Source organism: Inhella sp. (assembly GCF_041912635.1).
Taxonomy (GTDB): domain Bacteria; phylum Pseudomonadota; class Gammaproteobacteria; order Burkholderiales; family Burkholderiaceae_C; genus Inhella.
Genome location: NZ_JAYRMO010000039.1, coordinates 1 through 17225, shown reverse-complemented (window position 1 = coordinate 17225; position 17225 = coordinate 1). Strand labels below are relative to the sequence as shown.

Annotated in this window: 16 protein-coding genes; 9 read left to right on the top strand and 7 right to left on the bottom strand. The window is 67.5% G+C overall.

Going from position 1 to position 17225, the window contains the following annotated elements; all coding sequences use genetic code 11:
• Window positions 1-494: 494 nt before the first annotated feature.
• Window positions 495-3329, bottom strand: a complete 2835-nt coding sequence (locus ACE3QP_RS19010; protein WP_374438239.1) for a xanthine dehydrogenase family protein molybdopterin-binding subunit — start codon at window positions 3327-3329, stop codon at window positions 495-497.
• Between the two features lie 163 nt (window positions 3330-3492).
• On the opposite strand from ACE3QP_RS19010, the gene ACE3QP_RS19005 reads away from it, so the two are divergent.
• The 4 genes from ACE3QP_RS19005 to ACE3QP_RS18990 all read left to right on the top strand — a co-directional run bounded on the left by ACE3QP_RS19005 (window position 3493) and on the right by ACE3QP_RS18990 (window position 6339).
• On the top strand, window positions 3493-3918 hold the full coding sequence (locus tag ACE3QP_RS19005; RefSeq protein ID WP_198113639.1) for a cytochrome c: 426 nt from the start codon (window positions 3493-3495) through the stop codon (window positions 3916-3918).
• A gap of 7 nt (window positions 3919-3925) precedes the next feature.
• Window positions 3926-5341 (top strand): cbb3-type cytochrome c oxidase subunit I, encoded by a 1416-nt coding sequence (locus ACE3QP_RS19000; RefSeq protein ID WP_374438237.1) that lies wholly within the window; start codon window positions 3926-3928, stop codon window positions 5339-5341.
• 138 nt (window positions 5342-5479) lie between these two features.
• A complete protein-coding gene (locus ACE3QP_RS18995) occupies window positions 5480-6070 on the top strand; it encodes a cytochrome c oxidase subunit 3 (protein ID WP_374438235.1) in 591 nt (196 codons plus the stop codon).
• On the top strand, window positions 6070-6339 hold the full coding sequence (locus ACE3QP_RS18990) for a cytochrome C oxidase subunit IV family protein (RefSeq protein ID WP_374438233.1): 270 nt from the start codon (window positions 6070-6072) through the stop codon (window positions 6337-6339). The genes ACE3QP_RS18995 and ACE3QP_RS18990 overlap by 1 nt, the downstream gene beginning before the upstream one ends.
• Window positions 6340-6373: 34 nt before the next feature.
• On the opposite strand, the gene ACE3QP_RS18985 is transcribed toward ACE3QP_RS18990, so the two are convergent.
• The 6 genes from ACE3QP_RS18985 to ACE3QP_RS18960 all read right to left on the bottom strand — a co-directional run bounded on the left by ACE3QP_RS18985 (window position 6374) and on the right by ACE3QP_RS18960 (window position 11874).
• The gene (locus ACE3QP_RS18985; RefSeq protein ID WP_374438231.1) at window positions 6374-6712 is read right to left on the bottom strand and encodes a hypothetical protein; all 339 of its coding nucleotides are present in this window, start codon (window positions 6710-6712) and stop codon (window positions 6374-6376) included.
• 83 nt (window positions 6713-6795) lie between these two features.
• Window positions 6796-7119 (bottom strand): cupredoxin domain-containing protein, encoded by a 324-nt coding sequence (locus ACE3QP_RS18980; protein ID WP_374438229.1) that lies wholly within the window; start codon window positions 7117-7119, stop codon window positions 6796-6798.
• A gap of 4 nt (window positions 7120-7123) precedes the next feature.
• Window positions 7124-7987: an ethylbenzene dehydrogenase-related protein gene (locus ACE3QP_RS18975; RefSeq protein WP_374438228.1), complete on the bottom strand. Its 864-nt coding sequence runs from the start codon at window positions 7985-7987 to the stop codon at window positions 7124-7126.
• Between the two features lie 13 nt (window positions 7988-8000).
• Window positions 8001-8600 (bottom strand): NapC/NirT family cytochrome c, encoded by a 600-nt coding sequence (locus ACE3QP_RS18970; protein ID WP_374438226.1) that lies wholly within the window; start codon window positions 8598-8600, stop codon window positions 8001-8003.
• A gap of 73 nt (window positions 8601-8673) precedes the next feature.
• Entirely contained in the window at window positions 8674-10347 is a 1674-nt protein-coding gene (locus tag ACE3QP_RS18965; protein ID WP_374438224.1) for a cytochrome D1 domain-containing protein, read from the bottom strand.
• Window positions 10348-11085: 738 nt separating this feature from the next.
• Window positions 11086-11874, bottom strand: coding sequence for a class I SAM-dependent methyltransferase (locus ACE3QP_RS18960; RefSeq protein ID WP_374438222.1), 789 nt, complete (start codon window positions 11872-11874; stop codon window positions 11086-11088).
• Between the two features lie 147 nt (window positions 11875-12021).
• Here ACE3QP_RS18960 and ACE3QP_RS18955 point away from each other — a divergent pair, with 147 nt between their 5' ends.
• From ACE3QP_RS18955 to ACE3QP_RS18935, 5 genes are all read left to right on the top strand, one after another.
• On the top strand, window positions 12022-12843 hold the full coding sequence (locus ACE3QP_RS18955) for a CbbQ/NirQ/NorQ/GpvN family protein (RefSeq protein ID WP_374438220.1): 822 nt from the start codon (window positions 12022-12024) through the stop codon (window positions 12841-12843).
• Window positions 12821-13774 carry a 4Fe-4S binding protein gene (locus ACE3QP_RS18950; RefSeq protein WP_374438219.1) on the top strand — a complete coding sequence of 318 codons (954 nt, stop codon included), beginning with the start codon at window positions 12821-12823 and terminating at the stop codon, window positions 13772-13774. The genes ACE3QP_RS18955 and ACE3QP_RS18950 overlap by 23 nt, the downstream gene beginning before the upstream one ends.
• Window positions 13774-15558 carry a nitric oxide reductase activation protein NorD gene (locus ACE3QP_RS18945; RefSeq protein WP_374438217.1) on the top strand — a complete coding sequence of 595 codons (1785 nt, stop codon included), beginning with the start codon at window positions 13774-13776 and terminating at the stop codon, window positions 15556-15558. The genes ACE3QP_RS18950 and ACE3QP_RS18945 overlap by 1 nt, the downstream gene beginning before the upstream one ends.
• A 196-nt stretch (window positions 15559-15754) precedes the next feature.
• A complete protein-coding gene (locus ACE3QP_RS18940; protein WP_374438216.1) occupies window positions 15755-16432 on the top strand; it encodes a hypothetical protein in 678 nt (225 codons plus the stop codon).
• Between the two features lie 328 nt (window positions 16433-16760).
• Entirely contained in the window at window positions 16761-17171 is a 411-nt protein-coding gene (locus tag ACE3QP_RS18935; protein WP_374438214.1) for an AAA family ATPase, read from the top strand.
• The last annotated feature ends 54 nt before the right edge of the window (window positions 17172-17225 follow it).

The window sequence follows — 17225 nt, the reverse complement described above, 5'->3', positions numbered from 1 at the left end:
GCTGCGCCAAAGAAAAGGGGGGAAAAGAAAGGCGCTCAATGCACGCAGCCGACCTCGGGTCGGCCGCGACTGCACGTCCGGTTCACATGGCTCCCACAGCCCTCCTCTGCCTGCGAAGACCTGCCCGCTAAGCTGGCCGGGGTACCGGCCGACTAGACCACCGCAAACCATCACGGGCTCTCTGCGATGACGAGACCCCCAACGACAAGCTTGTGGGTGGCTGATGCTGATTGGGAGTCTGTTCTTCGGTGCTTGGCGGCCATGGTCCTCGCTGGTCGGGACGACCGGTACTCCGGGCGCCTTCGAAGTCCTGCCCGTGGCAGTCAGAGAAGCGGTGTGGGAGCCATGTGAGCTGGCCGTGCAATCGCCTGAAGGTCCTAGACCGAAGGCGGCATTCAGCGCCTTTCTTTTCCCCCCTTTTCTTTGGCGCAGCAAAGAAAAGGGGGTCGCCTGCCGGGGCGAAATCCCGGCGGGCTGCAACGAACTCGCAAAGCTCATGACCGCAGCCCCTCCCGAATATCCGAAGCACGAATGGGCAAGGACCGCGCCCTGAATCGATACCCCGTGGCCGCCGCCACCGCATTCCCAATCGCGGGCGCAATCGGACACAACACCGCCTCGGCAATCCCCTTCGCCGTGGAAGAGGAACTCGGCAACGCCGTCACCTTCATCGCCCCCAGCGGCACGTCGCTCCACATCGCCACGTGGTAGCGATCGAGGTTCCAACGCCCATTGCCCGCGCCCTCGACCCCAATCGGCAGGTCCTCCAGCAAGGCATAGCCGATGCCCATCGCAATGCCGCCCTGCGCCTGACCCGTCAGCAGATCGGGCTGCAGCACCTTGCCGGCGTCCACGATCAGATCCACCGCCACCACGCGCGGTTCGAACGTGCGCGGGTCGATCTCCACCGCCACCAGCGCCCCCGAAGGCGCGTAGAGGCTGCGGCCGTAGAGCTCGGCCGCCGGGTCTGGTGGGATCACGTCCTTGCGTTCCACGCGCTGCCAATGCCCCACCGCGCCGCCACGCGCCAGCGCCAGGCCGTCGATGGGCAGCAGCAGCTTGCGCTCGGCCACCTTGTAGCTGGCCGAGACCCAGGTGCCCTGGTAGAGCCCGTGCACCATCGCCCCCACGGGCAGGTGGGCGCGGTGCGCCTCGGCGGCCAGCTGCGCCAAGGGCAGGGGCGCCAGGCCCTCAGCGTGCAATCGGCCGTCCGCCCAGCGCGTGCGGCCCTGGATGCGCTCCAGCGGCACGCGCCACAGCACCGCGGCCGCGGGCAGCAGGCCGGTTTCAAACAACACGCGGCTGGCCTGCTCGGCCACATGCACCTGGTGGAAGGCCGTCAGGCAGGCGCTGGAGGACATGCTGACCGAGGCGGTCCAGGTCGGGTCATCCCAGCCGCCCTTGCTGCCGCCCGTCATGCCCAGCGCGTTGAAGGTGGCCACATCGCCCATCAGCGCCTGGCTGGCGTTGGCACCCAGCCAGGCCGCCGTGCTGATGGCCAGCGTGGTGGCTGAGCCATTGCCCATGTCGACGCAGTTGCTGCGCACGGTCAGGGCGCCATCGGGCGCCATCGTCACCTCGGCCATCACGCCATCGGTGCCGGTGCCATAGGCCTGGTTGGCCAGGGCAAAGCCCACGCCGTACCAGCGGCCTTGCTTGGCCTTCTCCTTCCGGACCTTCTCGCGGTCCTTCCACAGCGGGTGGGCCTGGGCGCGGCGGCAGATCTCGGCCAGCGACGCGGCGGCCTCGTCGATCGGCGCGCCGGTGATGGTGCGGTCGCCGGGTTTGAGCACGTTGCGGGCGCGCAGCTCGATCGGGTCGCGCTTCAGCGCCAGCGCCACTTCGTCCACCATCGTCTCCACCGCCCAGCTGGCCTGCGGGCCGCCGAAGCCGCGCATCGAGCCGGCCACCACCCCGAGCGTGGGCTTGGCCTCGGCGTCCACGTAGGCCTGCTTGACCAGGTAGCCGCTGAGCCCGCAGTAACCGGCCAGCGAGGCCACGAAGGGGCTGTAGTTCTGGTTGCCGCCGGCGGGCAGCACCTGGCGGCTGGCGAAGGCGATGAACTCGCCACTCTTAGGGTCGACGGCGATGCGCTGGTGGATGTCGGACGCCAGCTGCTTGAGCCCGCCCTGGAACTGGCCGTAGCGGTCCTCGGCAATGCGCACCGGGCCGTCGCACAGCGCGGCCGTCACCGCCAGCAGGGGCGGGAACATCGAGACATCGCGGCCGCCAAAGCCGCCGCCGGGGTAGCAGGCGTACAGGGCCACCGTCGTCAGGTCCACCTGCGGGGCGGACTTCTGGAACATATTGAAGGTGTCCAGCGTGTCGCCATTGGTGGCCTGGGTGCCCAGCACCAAGTTCATCATCTTGCGCTTGGCGTCGAACCAGGCGAGACCCGCCTCGGGTTCCATGAGCATCGGGTCCAGCACCTGGGTGCGGTAGCGGCCCTCCAGCTGCAGGGGGCCGGGGCGCGCCAGCTCGGCATCGATGGCCTCGCGAACGCGCCGCGCGGTGCGGTTGTAGGGGGCCGTGGGGCTGTCGTCCTGGTGCGGGTTGGATTCATAGCCGCTCTGCACCTGCGAGAACGGCGCCAGGCCGGGCACCTCGTAGCGCGTCAGGTAGGTCGGCGTGCCGTAGGGGGTGTCCACCGGGTCCGGGGCGGCATCGCCCAGGCGCACCACCTCGGGGCGGAACTGCAGCGCGCGCTGGGCGCGCCGGCAGGCCGCGGCGTTCTCGAACACCAGGATGGCGACCGGCTGGCCAAAGAACTGCGCTGGCGTGCCCGGCGGCACCAGGATCTGCTGCACCCCGTCCGGCCCCTTCATCCAGAAGGGCAGCATGAGGTTCAAGCTCACGAGATCCTTCTGCGGCACACCGAAGTCCGGCAGCGAGCTCTGCACGATGGCAAACAGCGGCTGCGCCACGCCCTGCAGCGCCGCCAGGTCCAGGCCCAGGAACTGGCGCCGCGCCGCCGGCGCGCGCAGCACCAGGGCGGCGCGCTCGGCCTTGGGCCAGCTGGGGAAGTCCTTGGAGCGGAAGTCGCGCGCGTAGATCTTCTGGCCGGTGACCTTGGCCAGGCCCTCGATGCGAAAGCGCGCCTGGCCGGGCGGGCCGGACCAGGCGGATGAGGCCGCCGGCTGCGTCGGCAGGCCTTCGGGCAGGGCCTGGGCCGCCGGCACCGGGCGGCCGCGCGGGCGCGCTTCGGCCAACTGGTGCATCAGCAGCATCACGCCGCCCGCGCCCGCGCCCGCGCCGGCCAGCAGGCGGCGCCGCGTCAGTTCAAAGAAGCCTGCGCCCGCATCGTGCAGGTCGTTGTCGTCCTGGCCCATCGCCATCTCCCTGGAATGTCGTCATTCTTCCGGGATGGCGACTCTTCGCCCCCCGGGATGCCCCGGGGGTCAGGGCCGTTTCCCTTGAAGCGCTTCAAGGAAGCGAGGCGGGCCTCTCCCTACGCTGACGCCACCTTCCAGAAACTCGCGCGAAAGGCGCCCTATGAGCCGAGGACTCACCAGCCAGACCGCTCGCAACATCTTTTACGGTGGGACGGTCTTCTTTGCACTGCTGTTCGCAGTGATCGTGTTCCACACCGAGCAGCGCATCCCGCAGCGCTCCAACGTCGCCGAGCTCACGCCGGCGGTGGTGCGGGGCAAACACATCTGGGAAACGCGCAACTGCATCGGCTGTCACACCCTGCTGGGCGAGGGCGCGTACTTCGCGCCCGAGCTGGGCAATGTGTACACCCGCCGCGGGCCGGACTTCATCAAGGCCTGGATCAAGTCCCAGCCCACCGGCGCGCCGGGCCGTCGCCAGATGCCGAACTTCCATCTGAACGACCAGCAGCTCGACGACCTGACCGAGTTCCTCAAGTGGACGAGCAAGGTCAACACCGAGCAGTGGCCGCCCAACATTGAAGGCTGAAACCACCATGGCAACGACACAAATCAAGTATTCGTCGCAGGCCGTCTCGCGCCTGTACTTCATGGGCGCGATCGGGCTCTTCCTCGGGCAGATCCTGTTCGGCGTGGCGCTCGGTCTGCAGTACCTGATCGGCGACCTGCTGTTCCCCGCCATCCCCTTCAACATCGCCCGCATGGTGCACACGAACCTGCTGATCGTGTGGCTGCTGATGGGCTTCATGGGGGCGGCCTACTACATGGTCCCCGAGGAGGCCGAGACCGAGCTCTACAGCCCGAAGCTCGCCATCATCCTCTTCTGGACCTTCCTGGTGGCCGGCGCGCTGACCATCCTCGGTTACCTGCTGGTGCCCTACGCCACGCTGGCGGCAGCCACCGGCAATGACCTGGTAGCCACCATGGGCCGGGAGTTCCTGGAGCAACCCCTGCCGACGAAGCTCGGCATCGTGGTCGTCGCCCTGGGCTTCCTGTTCAACATCAGCATGACGGTGCTGAAGGGCCGCAAGACGGCGGTGAGCATGGTGATGCTGATGGGCCTGTGGGGCCTGGCGCTGATGTTCCTGTTCAGCTTCGTCAACCCCAGCAACCTGGTGCGCGACAAGATGTACTGGTGGTTCGTCGTCCACCTCTGGGTGGAAGGTACCTGGGAGCTGATCCTCGGCGCGATGCTGGCCTTCCTGCTGGTCAAGACCACCGGCGTGGACCGCGAGATCATCGACAAGTGGCTGTACCTGATCATCACCTTCGCCCTGGTCACCGGCATCCTGGGCACCGGCCACCACTTCTACTTCATCGGCCTGCCCGGCTACTGGCAGTGGATCGGCTCGGTCTTCAGCGCGCTGGAACCGATCCCGTTCTTCATGATGACCCTGTTCGCCTTCAACATGGTGCAGCGCCGCAAGCGCGAGCACCCCAACCAGGCGGCGGTGCTGTGGACGGTGGGTTGCGCGGTGATGGGCTTCCTGGGTGCCGGCCTGTGGGGCTTCATCCACACCCTGAGCCCGGTGAACTACTACACCCACGGCAGCCAGATCACCGCAGCGCACGGCCACCTGGCCTTCTACGGCGCCTACGTGATGGTGGTGATCGCCTTCATCAGCTACGCCATGCCGATCCTGCGCGGCCGCGAGGCCAACCCGCGTCGCGCCCAGAGCGTGGAGATGTGGAGCTTCTGGGTGATGACGATCTGCATGGGCGTGATGGTGCTGGCTCTCACCGGCGCCGGCATCCTGCAGATCTGGCTGCAACGCATCCCCACCGAAGGCGCGATGGGCTTCATGCAGACGCAAGACCAGCTGCGCTTCTTCTACTGGATCCGTCTGGCCGGTGGCGTGGGCTTCCTGATCGGCCTGCTGATGTGGCTGAGCAGCTTCTTCATCACCGCCGGTGAAGAGGACGAGCCGGTGGGAGAGCTGGCGCGGGCTTGATGCGGCGCTGAAGCTTCCGCTTGAATGAACAAGGCCCGGCTTGCCGGGCCTTGTTTCTTCTCTGGGGCGCTGCGCTTGATCCAGTCCATGGCCACCCCAAGGGCCGCCGGGCAAGATGGGCGCCAGCCTGCTCAGACGATGAATCCGCCGCCCTCCCTGTCCACCGCACCGCCCGCACCGGAGCTGCGCGGCGACCTCGCCATGTGGCTGCTGATCGGCATCGAGATGCTGACCTTCGGCCTGATGTTCGTGGTGTTCGCCGTGGCCCGGGCCCGCCAGCCCGCCGTGTTCGTCGAAGGCCAGGCCGTGCTGCACCTGGGCGCCGGTGCCCTGAACACCGCCGTGCTGCTGGTGGGCAGCTGGGCCGTGGCGCGCGGCGTGCACGCGCTGCGCGCCGGCCACACGCGCGGCGGCGTGGCCGGCCTGGCCGGTGGTGCGCTGTGCGGCCTGTTCTTCCTGGGCAGCAAGGCCCTGGAATACGCCGGCCTGCCGGGCGGCGAGCAGGACCTGTCCGAGAACCCCTTCTTCCTGCTCTATTTCATGCTGACGGGCTTTCACGTCATGCACGTGCTGGCCGCGCTGCTGATGCTGGCCACGCTGGCCTGGCTGGCGCGCGACGGCCGCTGGAGCCGCGGCGACGCCCACGCACCCGAGACCGTGGCGGCCTTCTGGCACATGGTGGACCTGATGTGGATCGTGCTCTTCCCGCTCGTCTACGTGTTGCGGTGATGAAGCTTCAGCGTCTCGATCTCGTCGGCCTGGGCCTGCTGCTGGCCACCGCGCTGACCTGGGCGCTGGGCGAATCGGGCTGGCTGCGCAGCGCCGGTTCGGCCTCGGCCACCTTCATCCTCGTGCTGGCACTCGTGAAGGGCGCGGGCATCGCGCTGGACTTCATGGAGCTGCGCGAGGCGCCGCGGCTGTGGCGCTGGTTCGTGCTGGGCTGGCTGCTGCTGGTGATCGGCTTGATCGTGGGGGTACGGCTGCTGGCCGGCCGCTGAAGCGGCCGCGTCCCGACGGCTGACCGTCTGGTCCTCAGGCCGCCGGGTTCAGTCCCGAGCCCAGCGGGGAACGAAGCTGCCCATCCCTTTTGCCGTCCTCGGCATCGATGACATCGGCAATGGCCTGCAGTTCGCGCAGGTCGAGCGTGCCCTTGCTGGCCAGCAAGCGCATCAGCGCGGCCAGGCAGAGCTTCAGTTCCGCGTTCTCACGCTCCAACCGGTGCAGGCGCGTGTTCTGGTGTTCGTTCTGCAGCAGGTTCTTGGCATCGGCCTCGCGCAGCGCTTGCTGCAGCCGTTCGATGTCGCGTTCGGTATCGGCAATGTCCAGGCGATTGCCCACGTCTCCGAGCAGGAGCGTGCGTGTCCAACCCATCTTGGCCTCCCTTCAGGCTTGCGCTTTTGAAAGGGGCGGATTGTGCGCAGGCCGGCGGGGCATCCTGCGGGCGGGCTCTGCGCTCAGCCCCGCACCCGCACCACACCCGTCATCTCCGGATGCGGCCCGCACACATAGGGATAGTCGCCGGCCTTGTCGAACACCCGCTCCCAGCTCTCACCGGGCAGCAGGCGCTCGCTCTCGGGCATATCCCGGAACCAGACCGAGTGGCTGGTGCGCTTCTCGTGATTGCTCCAGCGCACGCGCGCGCCGACGGGGACCACCAGCTCGGCGGGCTGGAACTGCATGCCGCGGATCGCGACCTCGTGCAGTTCCGCCGGGGCCTGCGCATGGGCAGGCCCCAGGCTGCAGGCCGCCAGCCAACCGAAGAAGGGGCGGCGCTGCATGGTCTTACTGCTTGGCTGCGGTCAGATCCGCCTTGGCGTCGAGGCCGAGCGTGTAGCCGAGCGACACCTGGTGGAAGCGGCCAATCGCGTGGTCGTCGTGGATGGCGAAACCGAAGTTCACGGTCTTGCCCGGAGCCAGCGCCACGTCGCCCTCGCCTCCGGTGAGCTTGCGGGTGAAGACCACGACCCACTCGTCGCCCTTCTTCTCGCCCTTGGCATCCACCAGGGCCTTGCCGCCTTCCATGACGCGCTTGTCGGCCACATGGCCGTCGAACTTGCCGCCCTTGCTGGTCCACTGGATCAGGTCATAGAACTTGCCGGCGGCCAGATTGCCCTCGGCCACGTACTTGGTCTTCTTGTCGTCCTTGCCCTCGGGCATGGTGCGGGCGTCGGCGTGGCAGGTCTCCCAGCAGCCACTGAGATTGGCGCGGGTGATCTTGTTGTCCTCGAACATGACGGCCAGCTTGACGGCGTTGTCCTTGTCCATCTTCTCGCCGCCGCTGCTGGGCGGCTGCTTCCAGCTGAAGCGCAGATAGAGGTTGGCGCCGTCGTGCGCGGCCTGCACGCTCACCGGAATGGCCGGCGCCTTGCCCTTGATGGGATGGGGTTCGTTCTTCTGCCCCGTCGCCATCTTCTTGCCCATGTCGGCGGTTTCCTCGTGGTGGCAGCTGGCGCAGCTCTCGCCCTTCTTCAGGGCGCGGGCGCCACCGTGTTCGCTGCCCTTGGTGATCCACTCGATCGGCGAGGCACCGGGGTAGAAGACGGTGAACTTGGCGGCCGGTACCTTGCTCCAGTCGGGCGCGGCGGCGTGGGCCGCGCCGCTGGCCAGGGCCAAGGCGACGGCAAGGGGGGTGAGTTTCTTCAACATGGCGCGGGGCTCCTTATTCATCGTCCTCGGGCATGCCCTTGGGCTTGTGGTGCGCGATGCCTTTGTGGCAATCGATGCAGGTCTCGTTGTTCTTGGCGGCCAGCTCGTGGCTCTTCTTGGCGCGGGGCTTCTGCTTTTCCTTGTCCATGCTGGTCAGGGTGTGGCAGTTGCGGCATTCAAGGGAATCAGCGGCCTTCATGCGAGCCCACTCGCTCTGCGCCAGCTGCAGGCGCTTGGCCTCGAACTTTTCGCGCGTGTCGATCGTGCCGGCCAGCTTGCCGTAGAGCTCGCGGGAGGCCTGGATCTTGCGTTTCATCTTGGGCCACCACTCCTTGGGCACATGGCAGTCCGGGCAGGTGGCCCGCACGCCGGTGCGGTTGGTGTAGTGGATGGTGTTCTCGGAATATTCCTTGTAGACGTTGTCACGCATCTCGTGGCAGCTGATGCAGAAGGCTTCCTTGTTGGTCATTTCCACCAAGGTGTTGAAGCCCCCCCACAGCACCACGCCGGCCGCAATGCCGGTGATCAGCAGGAAGCCGAGTGAGAAGCGGCTGGGCGTGCGCAGGCCGCGCCAGAGGCGCTTGATCGCGCCGGGTTGGTCCGAAGAGGCCACAGCCGTCTCCTTGTCGTTCTGTCGTCGTCAGGTGGTTGGCCCCGGTACGCAACTGCGCACCGGGGCTGTCTCATCAATACACGTCGTGCTGGGTGTTGAAGACGTTGAACTTGCCGGTCGGCGTGACGATGCGCGGATCGGTGATCACCTTCTTCAGCTTCAGCGTCTTGTCGTCATAGATGACGATGGCGCTCTGGTCGGTCTTGCCACCCCACAGGCTGATCCAGACCTCGTCCCCGCCCTCGTTGAACTCGGGGTGGGTGGCGCGGCGCAGGGCCTTGGTCTGCGGCAGGCCGCTGTCCTTGGCCACGTCGAGCTTCACCGGGGCCTTGTTCAGGTCCTTGAGGTCGTAGACGTAGACGGCCTCGGCGTTCTCACGCTCGGGGTTCATCGGCATGTCGGCCCAGAGGTGGGTGGACTTCGGGTGCGTCTTGACGAACAGATTGCCCGCGCCGCCGGTCTTCAGCTCCTGCACGACCTTCCAGTTGTTGGCCTTGTACTTGGCGAACTTCTTGTCTTCGCTCGGCGTGGAAATCAGCGTGATCACCGCGTCGCCCAGGTGGCCGGTGGCCCAGACGGGGCCGTACTGCGGGTGAATGAAGTTGGCGCCGCGGCCCGGGTGCGGGATCTTCTTGGTGTCCACCAGCGCGGCCAGCTTGCCGGTCTTGGTGTCCACCGCGGCGATCTTGTGCGAGGCGTTGGCCGCGACCAGGAAGTAGCGCTTGCTCATGTCCCAACCGCCGTCGTGCAGGAACTTGGCCGACTCGATGGTGGTGGTCTTGAGGTTCTTGATGTCGCTGTAGTCGACCAGCATGATCTGGCCGGTTTCCTTGACGTTGACCACCCACTCGGGCTTGGTCATCGAGGCCACGATGGAGGCCACGCGCGGCTCGGGGTGGTACTCGCCGTCCACGGTATTGCCGCGGGTCGAGACGATCTTGATCGGCTTGAGCGTCTCGCCGTCCATGATCGAGTACTGAGGCGGCCAGTAGGTGCCACCGATCAGGTACTTGTCCTCGAAGCCCTTGAACTTGGAGGTGTCCACCGAGCGCGCATCCGCACCCAGCTTCACCGTGGCCACGGTGGTGGGCGTCTCGTACCAGAGGTCAATCAGCGTCACCAGGCCATCGCGGCCCACGGTGTAGACGTAGCGACCCGAGGCCGAGAGGCGCGAGATGTGCACCGCGTAGCCGGTGTCCAGCACCTGCCAGATCTGCTTGGTGTCGCCGTCCACCAGCGCGAGCTTGCCGGCGTCGCGCAGCGTGATCGCGAAGACGTTCTTCAGGTTGATCTTGTTGAGCTGCTTCTTCGGGCGCTGGTCCACGGGCACGAGCAGCTTCCAGCTCGCTTCCATGTCCTTCAGACCGAACTCGGGCGGCACATCGGGGGTGCGCTGGATGTAGCGCGCCATGACGTTGATCTCATCCTTGGACAGGATGTCGTCGTAATTGACCATGCCGCCTTCGGTGCCGAGCGAGATGATCTTTTCCAGGCGCTGGGTGCCCAGCTTGAGCGTGCCGCCCTCCTGGACGTTGCCGTCCTTGTCCTTCTTGGACCAGTGCGGCTCGAGGTTCTTGCCGGTGGCACCCTTGCGCAACACCCCGTGGCAGCCGGCGCAGCGCTCGAAGTAGATCTTCTTGCCGAGCTCGATCTCGGCGGGGGTCATTTCGGGCGCGCCCGTCTGGGCCTGCGCCCCCACCGCCAGCAAGGCACCCAGGGCCAGCGTGGACAGTTTGGGAGACAACATGCTTAGCACTCCTCTTCAAGGGCCGAAGCAATGCGGCCCGGCAGCACGGATCCATCGAACCAGGATGGGCTCGGCGGGGGCTGCTTTCCTCGCTTAGAGCGCCGCCATGGTTCCCGTTGCGGGGCTGCGCTTCCTTGAAGTGGTTCAAGCGGGTGCGGGCTGTGGCTTTGGCGCCATGTCAGCGCGCGTTGGGCAAGAGCCCTCGGGGGCTTCACCCCCGAACCCCGACCCGCATTTCTTTGCTGCGCCAAAGAAACGCGGGGCAAAGAAAGGCGCTGAATGCGCACAGTCGCCCTAGGGGCGAACTGTGATGGCGGTACTTGGGCTCACACTGACACGAGCCCCCATCTGACTCCGACGGTCAGGACAACGAAGGCGCCCGGAGTACCGGTCGTCCCGGGCACCCAGAACCATGGCCGCCAAGCTTCGAAGAACAGACCCCCAATCAGCTTCGGCTCAAGCCAAACCACTCGTTGGGGCTCCGTTCATCGCAGAGAGCCCGTGATGGTTTGCGGTGGTCTAGTCGGCCGGTACTCCGGCCAGCTTAGTGCCCGGGTTTTCGCAGTCCCAGAAGGGCTGTGGGAGCCATGTGAGCCAGCCGTGCAGTCGCGCGCCGCCCTAGGCGGCGTGCGTGCATTCAGCGCCTTTCTTTGCCCCGCGTTTCTTTGGCGCAGCAAAGAAATGCGGGTCGGGGTGCAGGGGGTGAAGCCCCCTGCGGGCTCTCACAAAAAGAGCGCCTCACCTGCCCTTCACCCCACACACCGCATTCGCCCTCGCCCGCACAAGCAGCGGCCCGCTGTCAGCCCCCAATCGCTCCCGCACCCGCTCGCGCAGCGCCTGCAGCTCATCCGCCGTCATCGCCTCAAACAGCGCGCGCACGGTGTTGCTGCTGGCCGCGCTGCGCCAGTAGTCGTCGAAGTCGGGGAACTCGCGTTCCACCGTGAAGACGGTGCTGCGCACCTGCTGCAGACCGGCGGCGCGCCACAGCGCCTCGGAGGCCTCGCGCGTGGAGATGGACACGCTGGGCGGCAGCTTGGCGGGCGTGCCGCGCTTCTGCAGCTCGGCGCCGATGGCGGCGAGCGGGAAGCCGCCATTCAGGATGTCCCAGTGGTAGGCCGCCACCGTGCCGCCCGGGCGCACGGCGCGCAGCATCTCGGCCAGGCCGGCGGCCGGCTCGGGCACGAAGAACAGCACCAGCGCCATCACCGCGGCGTCCTGGCTGGCGCTGGGCACCGGCAGCTGCATCGCATCGCCCTGCAGCCACTGCACCGGCGCGGGCGCGTTCAGGCGCTGGCGCGCGTAGGCGAGCTGGGCGGCGCTGGGGTCAATGGCCTGCACCGTGGCCGGCGCGGCCCTTTGCAGCAGCAGCTCGGTGAAGGCGCCGTTGCCGCAGCCCACGTCCAGCCAGCGCCCGCCCGGCGCCACTCCGATCCAGTCCAGAAAAGGCTCCCCCACCTTGACCGTCCAGCGACCCATCAGGTGTTCGTAGGCAGCGCCATCGTCAAAGCGGATTTCGTCTGTGGACATGGGGTTCTCCTGGCTGCGGGCATCGTAATCAGCAGGTGTTGACGGTGAGCAAGGCAGCGCGCGAACGGTGCGGCGCTTGATCCGCTTTAAGGACGCGGGGCCGGGCCCTGCCTAGGCTGCAGGTACCGATTTCAAGCCTGAGCCGCCATGCGCACCAGCCCCCTGCACGCCGTTGCCCCGATCACCGCCGCGGCACCGAGCTACCTGCCCCAGGCCGACGAGGTCAGCCTGTTCGAGCAGACGTTCGCCGCCCACCTGCCCCTGCTGCTGAAAGGCCCCACCGGCTGCGGCAAGACCCGCCTGGTGGAGCACATGGCCGCGCGCCTGGGCCGCCCGCTGATCACCGTGAGCGGCCATGACGACCTGGGCGCCGCCGATCTGACCGGCCGCTTCCTCATCGAGGGCGGCGACACCGTGTGGGTGGATGGCCCGCTGACCCGCGCCGTGCGCAGCGGTGCCATCTTCTATCTGGACGAGGTGGTGGAGGCGCGCAAGGACATCACCGTGGTGCTGCACCCGCTGGCCGACGACCGCCGCCAGCTGCCGCTGGACCGCAGCGGTGAGCTGCTCGATGCCGCGCCCGGCTTCATGCTGGTGCTTTCCTACAACCCCGGCTACCAGCATCTGCTCAAGGGCCTGAAGCCCAGCACGCGCCAGCGCTTCGTGGCGCTCTCGCTCGGCTACCCGGAGCCCCAGCTCGAAGCGCGCATCGTGCAAAGCGAGAGCGGCTGCAGCGTGGAGGTGGCCCAGCAGCTGGTACGCCTGGCCCAGGCCCTGCGCCGCCTGACCGACCACGACCTCGAAGAGACCGCCAGCACCCGCTTGCTGGTGATGGCCGCGCGCTTGCAGGCCGGCGGCATGGTCTTGGCGCAGGCCGCGCGCGCGGCGGTCATCGAGGCGCTCAGCGATGACGCGCAGACGCTCGCTGCTTTGGCTGAAGTTCAAGATGCCGTGCTCGGTCGCCACTGAACCCAGCGCGCTGCATGGCAAGACCCTGCAGCGCCGCCGCCGCGCACTGCAGATCGGCTTCTTCGCGCTCTTCCTGCTCGCGCCGGCACTGAACCTGCTGCGCTTTGATCTGCACGAGGCCCAGCTCTGGTTCCTGGGTCAGCGCTGGACCCTGGGCATTGACGCCTTCCGCGCCGGCCAGATCACGGCCAACGAAGTGGCGCTCTCGATCCTGCTGCGCGGCATCCTGCCCGTGCTCACGCTGGTGATCGGCTTTCTTTACGTGGCCTACCGCTGGGGCCGCCTGTACTGCGGCTGGTTGTGCCCGCACTTCAGCCTGGTGGAGGGGCTCAACGCGCTCTTGGCCCGGGCCAGCGGCAAGCTCAGCCTGTGGGACCGCGAACGCCTGCCGGGCGCGCAGCCGAACAAGCGCTGGTGGCCCGCCTTCATCGCCACCGCGCTGCTGTTCGGCTTCGTCTGGGCCATCACCCTGCTCACCTACCTGCTGCCGCCGGCCGAGATCTGGGGCGGCCTGCTGACGGCCAGCCTGACGCCCAACCAGGCTCGCTTTCTCTTCATCGCCTGGGGCCTGATCAGTGCCGAGCTGCTGTTCGCCCGCCATCTGTTCTGCCGCTTCGGCTGCGCGGTCGGCTTCTTCCAAAGCCTGGCCTGGATGGCCAACCCCAAGGCCCTGGTGGTGAGCTTTGCGCGCCCGCGCGCCGCCGAGTGCCGCGGCTGCGAGCCCAGCGCAGACGCCTGCGAGCACGCCTGCCCGATGCGCCTGCGCCCGCGCCAGATCAAGCGCCTGATGTTCAGCTGCGTGCAATGCGGGCAATGCCTGCAGGCCTGCGAGAGCTCGCACGCACAGCGCGGCGGCAACCCGAATCTGGTCTGGACCGTGGGCGTGGACGCGCTGCGCGAAACCTTGAAGCAGCGCCGGGAGAACAACTGATGGAAGAGTGGATCGGCGCGAAGTGGGACCGCTTCGTCACCCAGCGGGCGGCGCAGGAACACGCGGCCGCGGCGGTGCACCTGCACGAGATGCAGCGGCCCTTGACCCTGCTGCTGCATGCCGGCGGCGGCCGCGCCCGCCTGGCCCAGGCTGCGCCGGTGCGGGTGGGCGGCGAGCGCGGGCTGTGGCAACGCCTGGCCGGGGCCGGCACCCGCGCGCCCCTGGCCCAGCTGGACCCCGAGGTGCTGGCCCTGCCCGAGCGCCTGGCGCGCTACCCGGAGCGCGAGCTGAACCGCGCGCTCTACCGCTGGCTGGCCGCACTCGCTTCGCAGCTGGATCCGAACACCGGTTGGCTGCAAGGCAATCTGGCCGCCACCCGGCGCGTGCTGCACACCTTCCCCGGCCTGACCGACACCTGGGAGCAGCTGCGTGCCGCCGAGCTGGCGCTGCGCCGGCCCGAGCCTGAATCGGCCGCCGAGCAGCAGCTGCGCGCCGCGCTGCTCAAGGGCGAGGCCGAGGGCGAGCTCGACCCCGTGCTGCTGGCCCCGCTGTGGTGCTGGCTGCGCCCCATGCCCGCGGGCACGCCGGTGGCGCAGGCGCTCGAACCCGAGGCCGACCCCGCCGCCCGCGCGCGCCAGCAAACCCTGGCCCAGCGCCGCCGCGTGCAGCGCCAGGACGAACTGCAAGCCAGCCGCGCGCCCCTGCTGCTGGGCGCCAAGACCGAGTGGCTGAAGACTTTTGCCGACCCCTTCCAGATCGACCGCGCGCAGGACGACCAGGACGATGGCGACGCCGATGTCGCCGCCGAAGAACTCGACACCCTGGTGCTGCAAAAGCAGGAGCAGAAGGGCAGCCTGGCCGCACGCGTGCGCTTTGATCTGGACCTGCCCGCCGCCAGCGCTGACGACCTGGTCGTCGGCGAGGGCGAGCACCTGCCCGAATGGGACCCGCGCAGCCAGACCCTGCAGCCGCGCCGGGTCATCGCCCAGACCCTGCAGGCGCGGGACCCGCAACCCTGGGCACCCACTCCTGCGCTGCGCACCCAGGCCGCCCAGCTGCGCCGCCGCCTGGAGCTGCAGCGCGCCGCGCCGCGCTGGCGCCGTGGCGAGCGCGAGGGCGAACAGCTCGACCTCGACGCCTGGGTGCGCCATGCCAGCCACCCTGTCGGCGTGGCCGCCGTCTACGAGCGCCGCGTGCGCGCCCAGCGCGAGCTGGCCAGCCTGCTGCTGGCCGATCTCTCGCTCAGCACCGACGCCCACGCCAACAACACCCAGCGCGTCATCGACGTCATCCGCGATTCGCTCTACTGCTTCGGCTCCGCGCTGAGCAGCAGCGGCGACGCGTTCTCGATGCTGGGCTTCAGCTCGGTGCGCCGGCAGCTGCGCCTGCACGAGCTGAAGGGCTTCGACGAACGCTGGAACGAGGCCGTGCAGGCCCGCTTGGGGGCGCTCAAGCCCGGCTACTACACCCGCATGGGCGCCGCCCTGCGCGCCGCGACCCGCCGCCTGCAGCAGCGCCCCGAACGCCAGCGCCTGCTGATCCTGCTGACCGACGGCAAGCCGCACGATCTGGACGGCTACGAAGGCCGCTGGGGCCAGGAAGACACCCGCCAGGCGGTGCTGGAAGCCCGGGCTGCGGGGCTACTGCCCTTTGCGGTCTCGATCGACGAGGCCGCGCCCGAGGTGCTACCGGGGCTGTTCGGGGATGCGGGCTGGGCCTGGGTGCGGCGGCCGGAGGAGTTGCCGGGGCGGTTGGCGGGGTTGTATGGGCAGTTGACGCGCTGAACTCCGCGGCACCCTGAGACCAGGGGCGACGGGCTCATCCGCCCGCGGGAGATGGCTGCTTCCGTCGAAGGGCTTTACACCCACGGGAGTGCGGCGCAGTCCTCAACTCGATTCAGAGAGTGACCCGCTGTTCCTGGATCAAGAATTGCTTTGCTTTGGTGTGAGACAGTTTTTCACTCCACTGGAGGATCGTTGTATGAAGAGCACATTGACTGCACTGGCGCTGACAACTGCATTGGGGTTCACCCATGCAGCTCCGACGATTGATACGACGGGGGCCAGCTTTGGCACGGTTTCGCCCTTTGGCGAGAGCAATACCGCAACCTACGGACAGACATTTTTGGTGACTGGCGCAGAAACCCGCCTGCAAGGGTTTCAGCTGCGCTTGAACGACAACCTGAATAGTGATTTCGTGGACTTCGCTGCCTATGTGTATGCATGGGATGGGGCCAAGGCTACGGGACCCCAGCTTTGGGCGAGCGGAGCCCAGAGTTCAAGCAACAACGGCGGGGCGGATGGCATGGAGCTGTTCAGCTTCAGTACCGGCGGTGTTGACTTGGTCGCGGGCCAGCAATACGTGGCCTTCCTGAGCGCCTCCAACTTCTTTGATGGAGTAAACGGCACTGCCTTCATGGAACTGTCCAATAGCGACGCGTACGCCGGCGGAAACTTTGTCTACTTCAATAACGGCAACAACTTCGGTGCTCTAACGGCATCGACTTGGGACTGCGCTGGCAGCTGTATCGGCGGAAGAGACCTTTGGTTCAAGGCAGACTTCAGCGCGCCGAACAATCAAGTGCCGCTCCCAGCCAGCCTCTATTTAGTCGGAATCGGACTGCTGACCTCAGGTGCGCTGCGTCGAAAAGCGCGCTGAATGTGACTCAAGCAGAAGAGGCCGCGACGCGGCCTCTTTTCGTTCCAGCTTCAGGTTGATCACGCCTTGCCTGAAAGCGCACCATGACCGCCCCCCGCATCTGAATCCCGCTCGCGGGCCTTCACCTGCACAACCCCGAGCTCCACGATCTGCTACTGCAGCTTCGCGAGCTGATCCTCGGTCTGATCACCGGCATCCGCGAAGAGCTGCTGGAGAGCACGGGCAAGCTGCGGCGGCACCTGAAGCTGCACGGCCGAAGACAACTTCGCCAAGAAGGTCGGGGCTTTGCTGACACTGGCGCATCAGGCCAGCCTGCAGGGCTGAGGCCGTGGCCACGCTCTACTTCGTCTGCGGCAAGATGGCCGCCGGCAAATCCACCCACGCCAAGGCCCTAGCGGTGCAGAAACACGCCCTGCTGTTCGTGCAGGACGAGCTGCTGGAAATGCTCTACCCCGGCGAGATCCGCGTGCTGGCGGACTTCGAGCGCTGCTCGACCCGGCTGCGCGCGACGCTGGCGCCGCAGATCGAAGCCTTGCTGCGGCGTGGCCTGGATGTGGTGCTGGACTCCCCAGCCAAAACTCTGAAGCAGCGCGCCTGGTTCCGCGAGCTTTTCGAGGCCGCCCGTGCCGCACACGAATTGCACTGGATCGATGCGCTATGCAAGCATGTATTGACCCAGCGGTTTTTGCTCAGGTCAGGCTGCTTTGGCGAAGGCCTCGGCAGGGGTTTGCATGCGTAAGGCCTGGTGAGGCCGCTCGTGGTTGTAGAAGTTGATCCAGTCCCCGATAGCACG

Bases quoted from the DNA above. Each gene is read 5' to 3' on its own strand.
- ACE3QP_RS18950 (WP_374438219.1), top strand. From the start codon at position 12,821: ATGCCGTGCTCGGTCGCCACTGAACCCAGCGCGCTGCATGGCAAGACC.
- ACE3QP_RS19005 (WP_198113639.1), top strand. From the start codon at position 3,493: ATGAGCCGAGGACTCACCAGCCAGACCGCTCGCAACATCTTTTACGGT.
- ACE3QP_RS19000 (WP_374438237.1), top strand. From the start codon at position 3,926: ATGGCAACGACACAAATCAAGTATTCGTCGCAGGCCGTCTCGCGCCTG.
- ACE3QP_RS18985 (WP_374438231.1), bottom strand. From the start codon at position 6,712: ATGGGTTGGACACGCACGCTCCTGCTCGGAGACGTGGGCAATCGCCTG.
- ACE3QP_RS18960 (WP_374438222.1), bottom strand. From the start codon at position 11,874: ATGTCCACAGACGAAATCCGCTTTGACGATGGCGCTGCCTACGAACAC.
- ACE3QP_RS18955 (WP_374438220.1), top strand. From the start codon at position 12,022: ATGCGCACCAGCCCCCTGCACGCCGTTGCCCCGATCACCGCCGCGGCA.
- ACE3QP_RS18980 (WP_374438229.1), bottom strand. From the start codon at position 7,119: ATGCAGCGCCGCCCCTTCTTCGGTTGGCTGGCGGCCTGCAGCCTGGGG.
- ACE3QP_RS18995 (WP_374438235.1), top strand. From the start codon at position 5,480: ATGAATCCGCCGCCCTCCCTGTCCACCGCACCGCCCGCACCGGAGCTG.
- ACE3QP_RS19010 (WP_374438239.1), bottom strand. From the start codon at position 3,329: ATGGGCCAGGACGACAACGACCTGCACGATGCGGGCGCAGGCTTCTTT.
- ACE3QP_RS18975 (WP_374438228.1), bottom strand. From the start codon at position 7,987: ATGTTGAAGAAACTCACCCCCCTTGCCGTCGCCTTGGCCCTGGCCAGC.
- ACE3QP_RS18990 (WP_374438233.1), top strand. From the start codon at position 6,070: ATGAAGCTTCAGCGTCTCGATCTCGTCGGCCTGGGCCTGCTGCTGGCC.
- ACE3QP_RS18945 (WP_374438217.1), top strand. From the start codon at position 13,774: ATGGAAGAGTGGATCGGCGCGAAGTGGGACCGCTTCGTCACCCAGCGG.
- ACE3QP_RS18965 (WP_374438224.1), bottom strand. From the start codon at position 10,347: ATGTTGTCTCCCAAACTGTCCACGCTGGCCCTGGGTGCCTTGCTGGCG.
- ACE3QP_RS18940 (WP_374438216.1), top strand. From the start codon at position 15,755: ATGAAGAGCACATTGACTGCACTGGCGCTGACAACTGCATTGGGGTTC.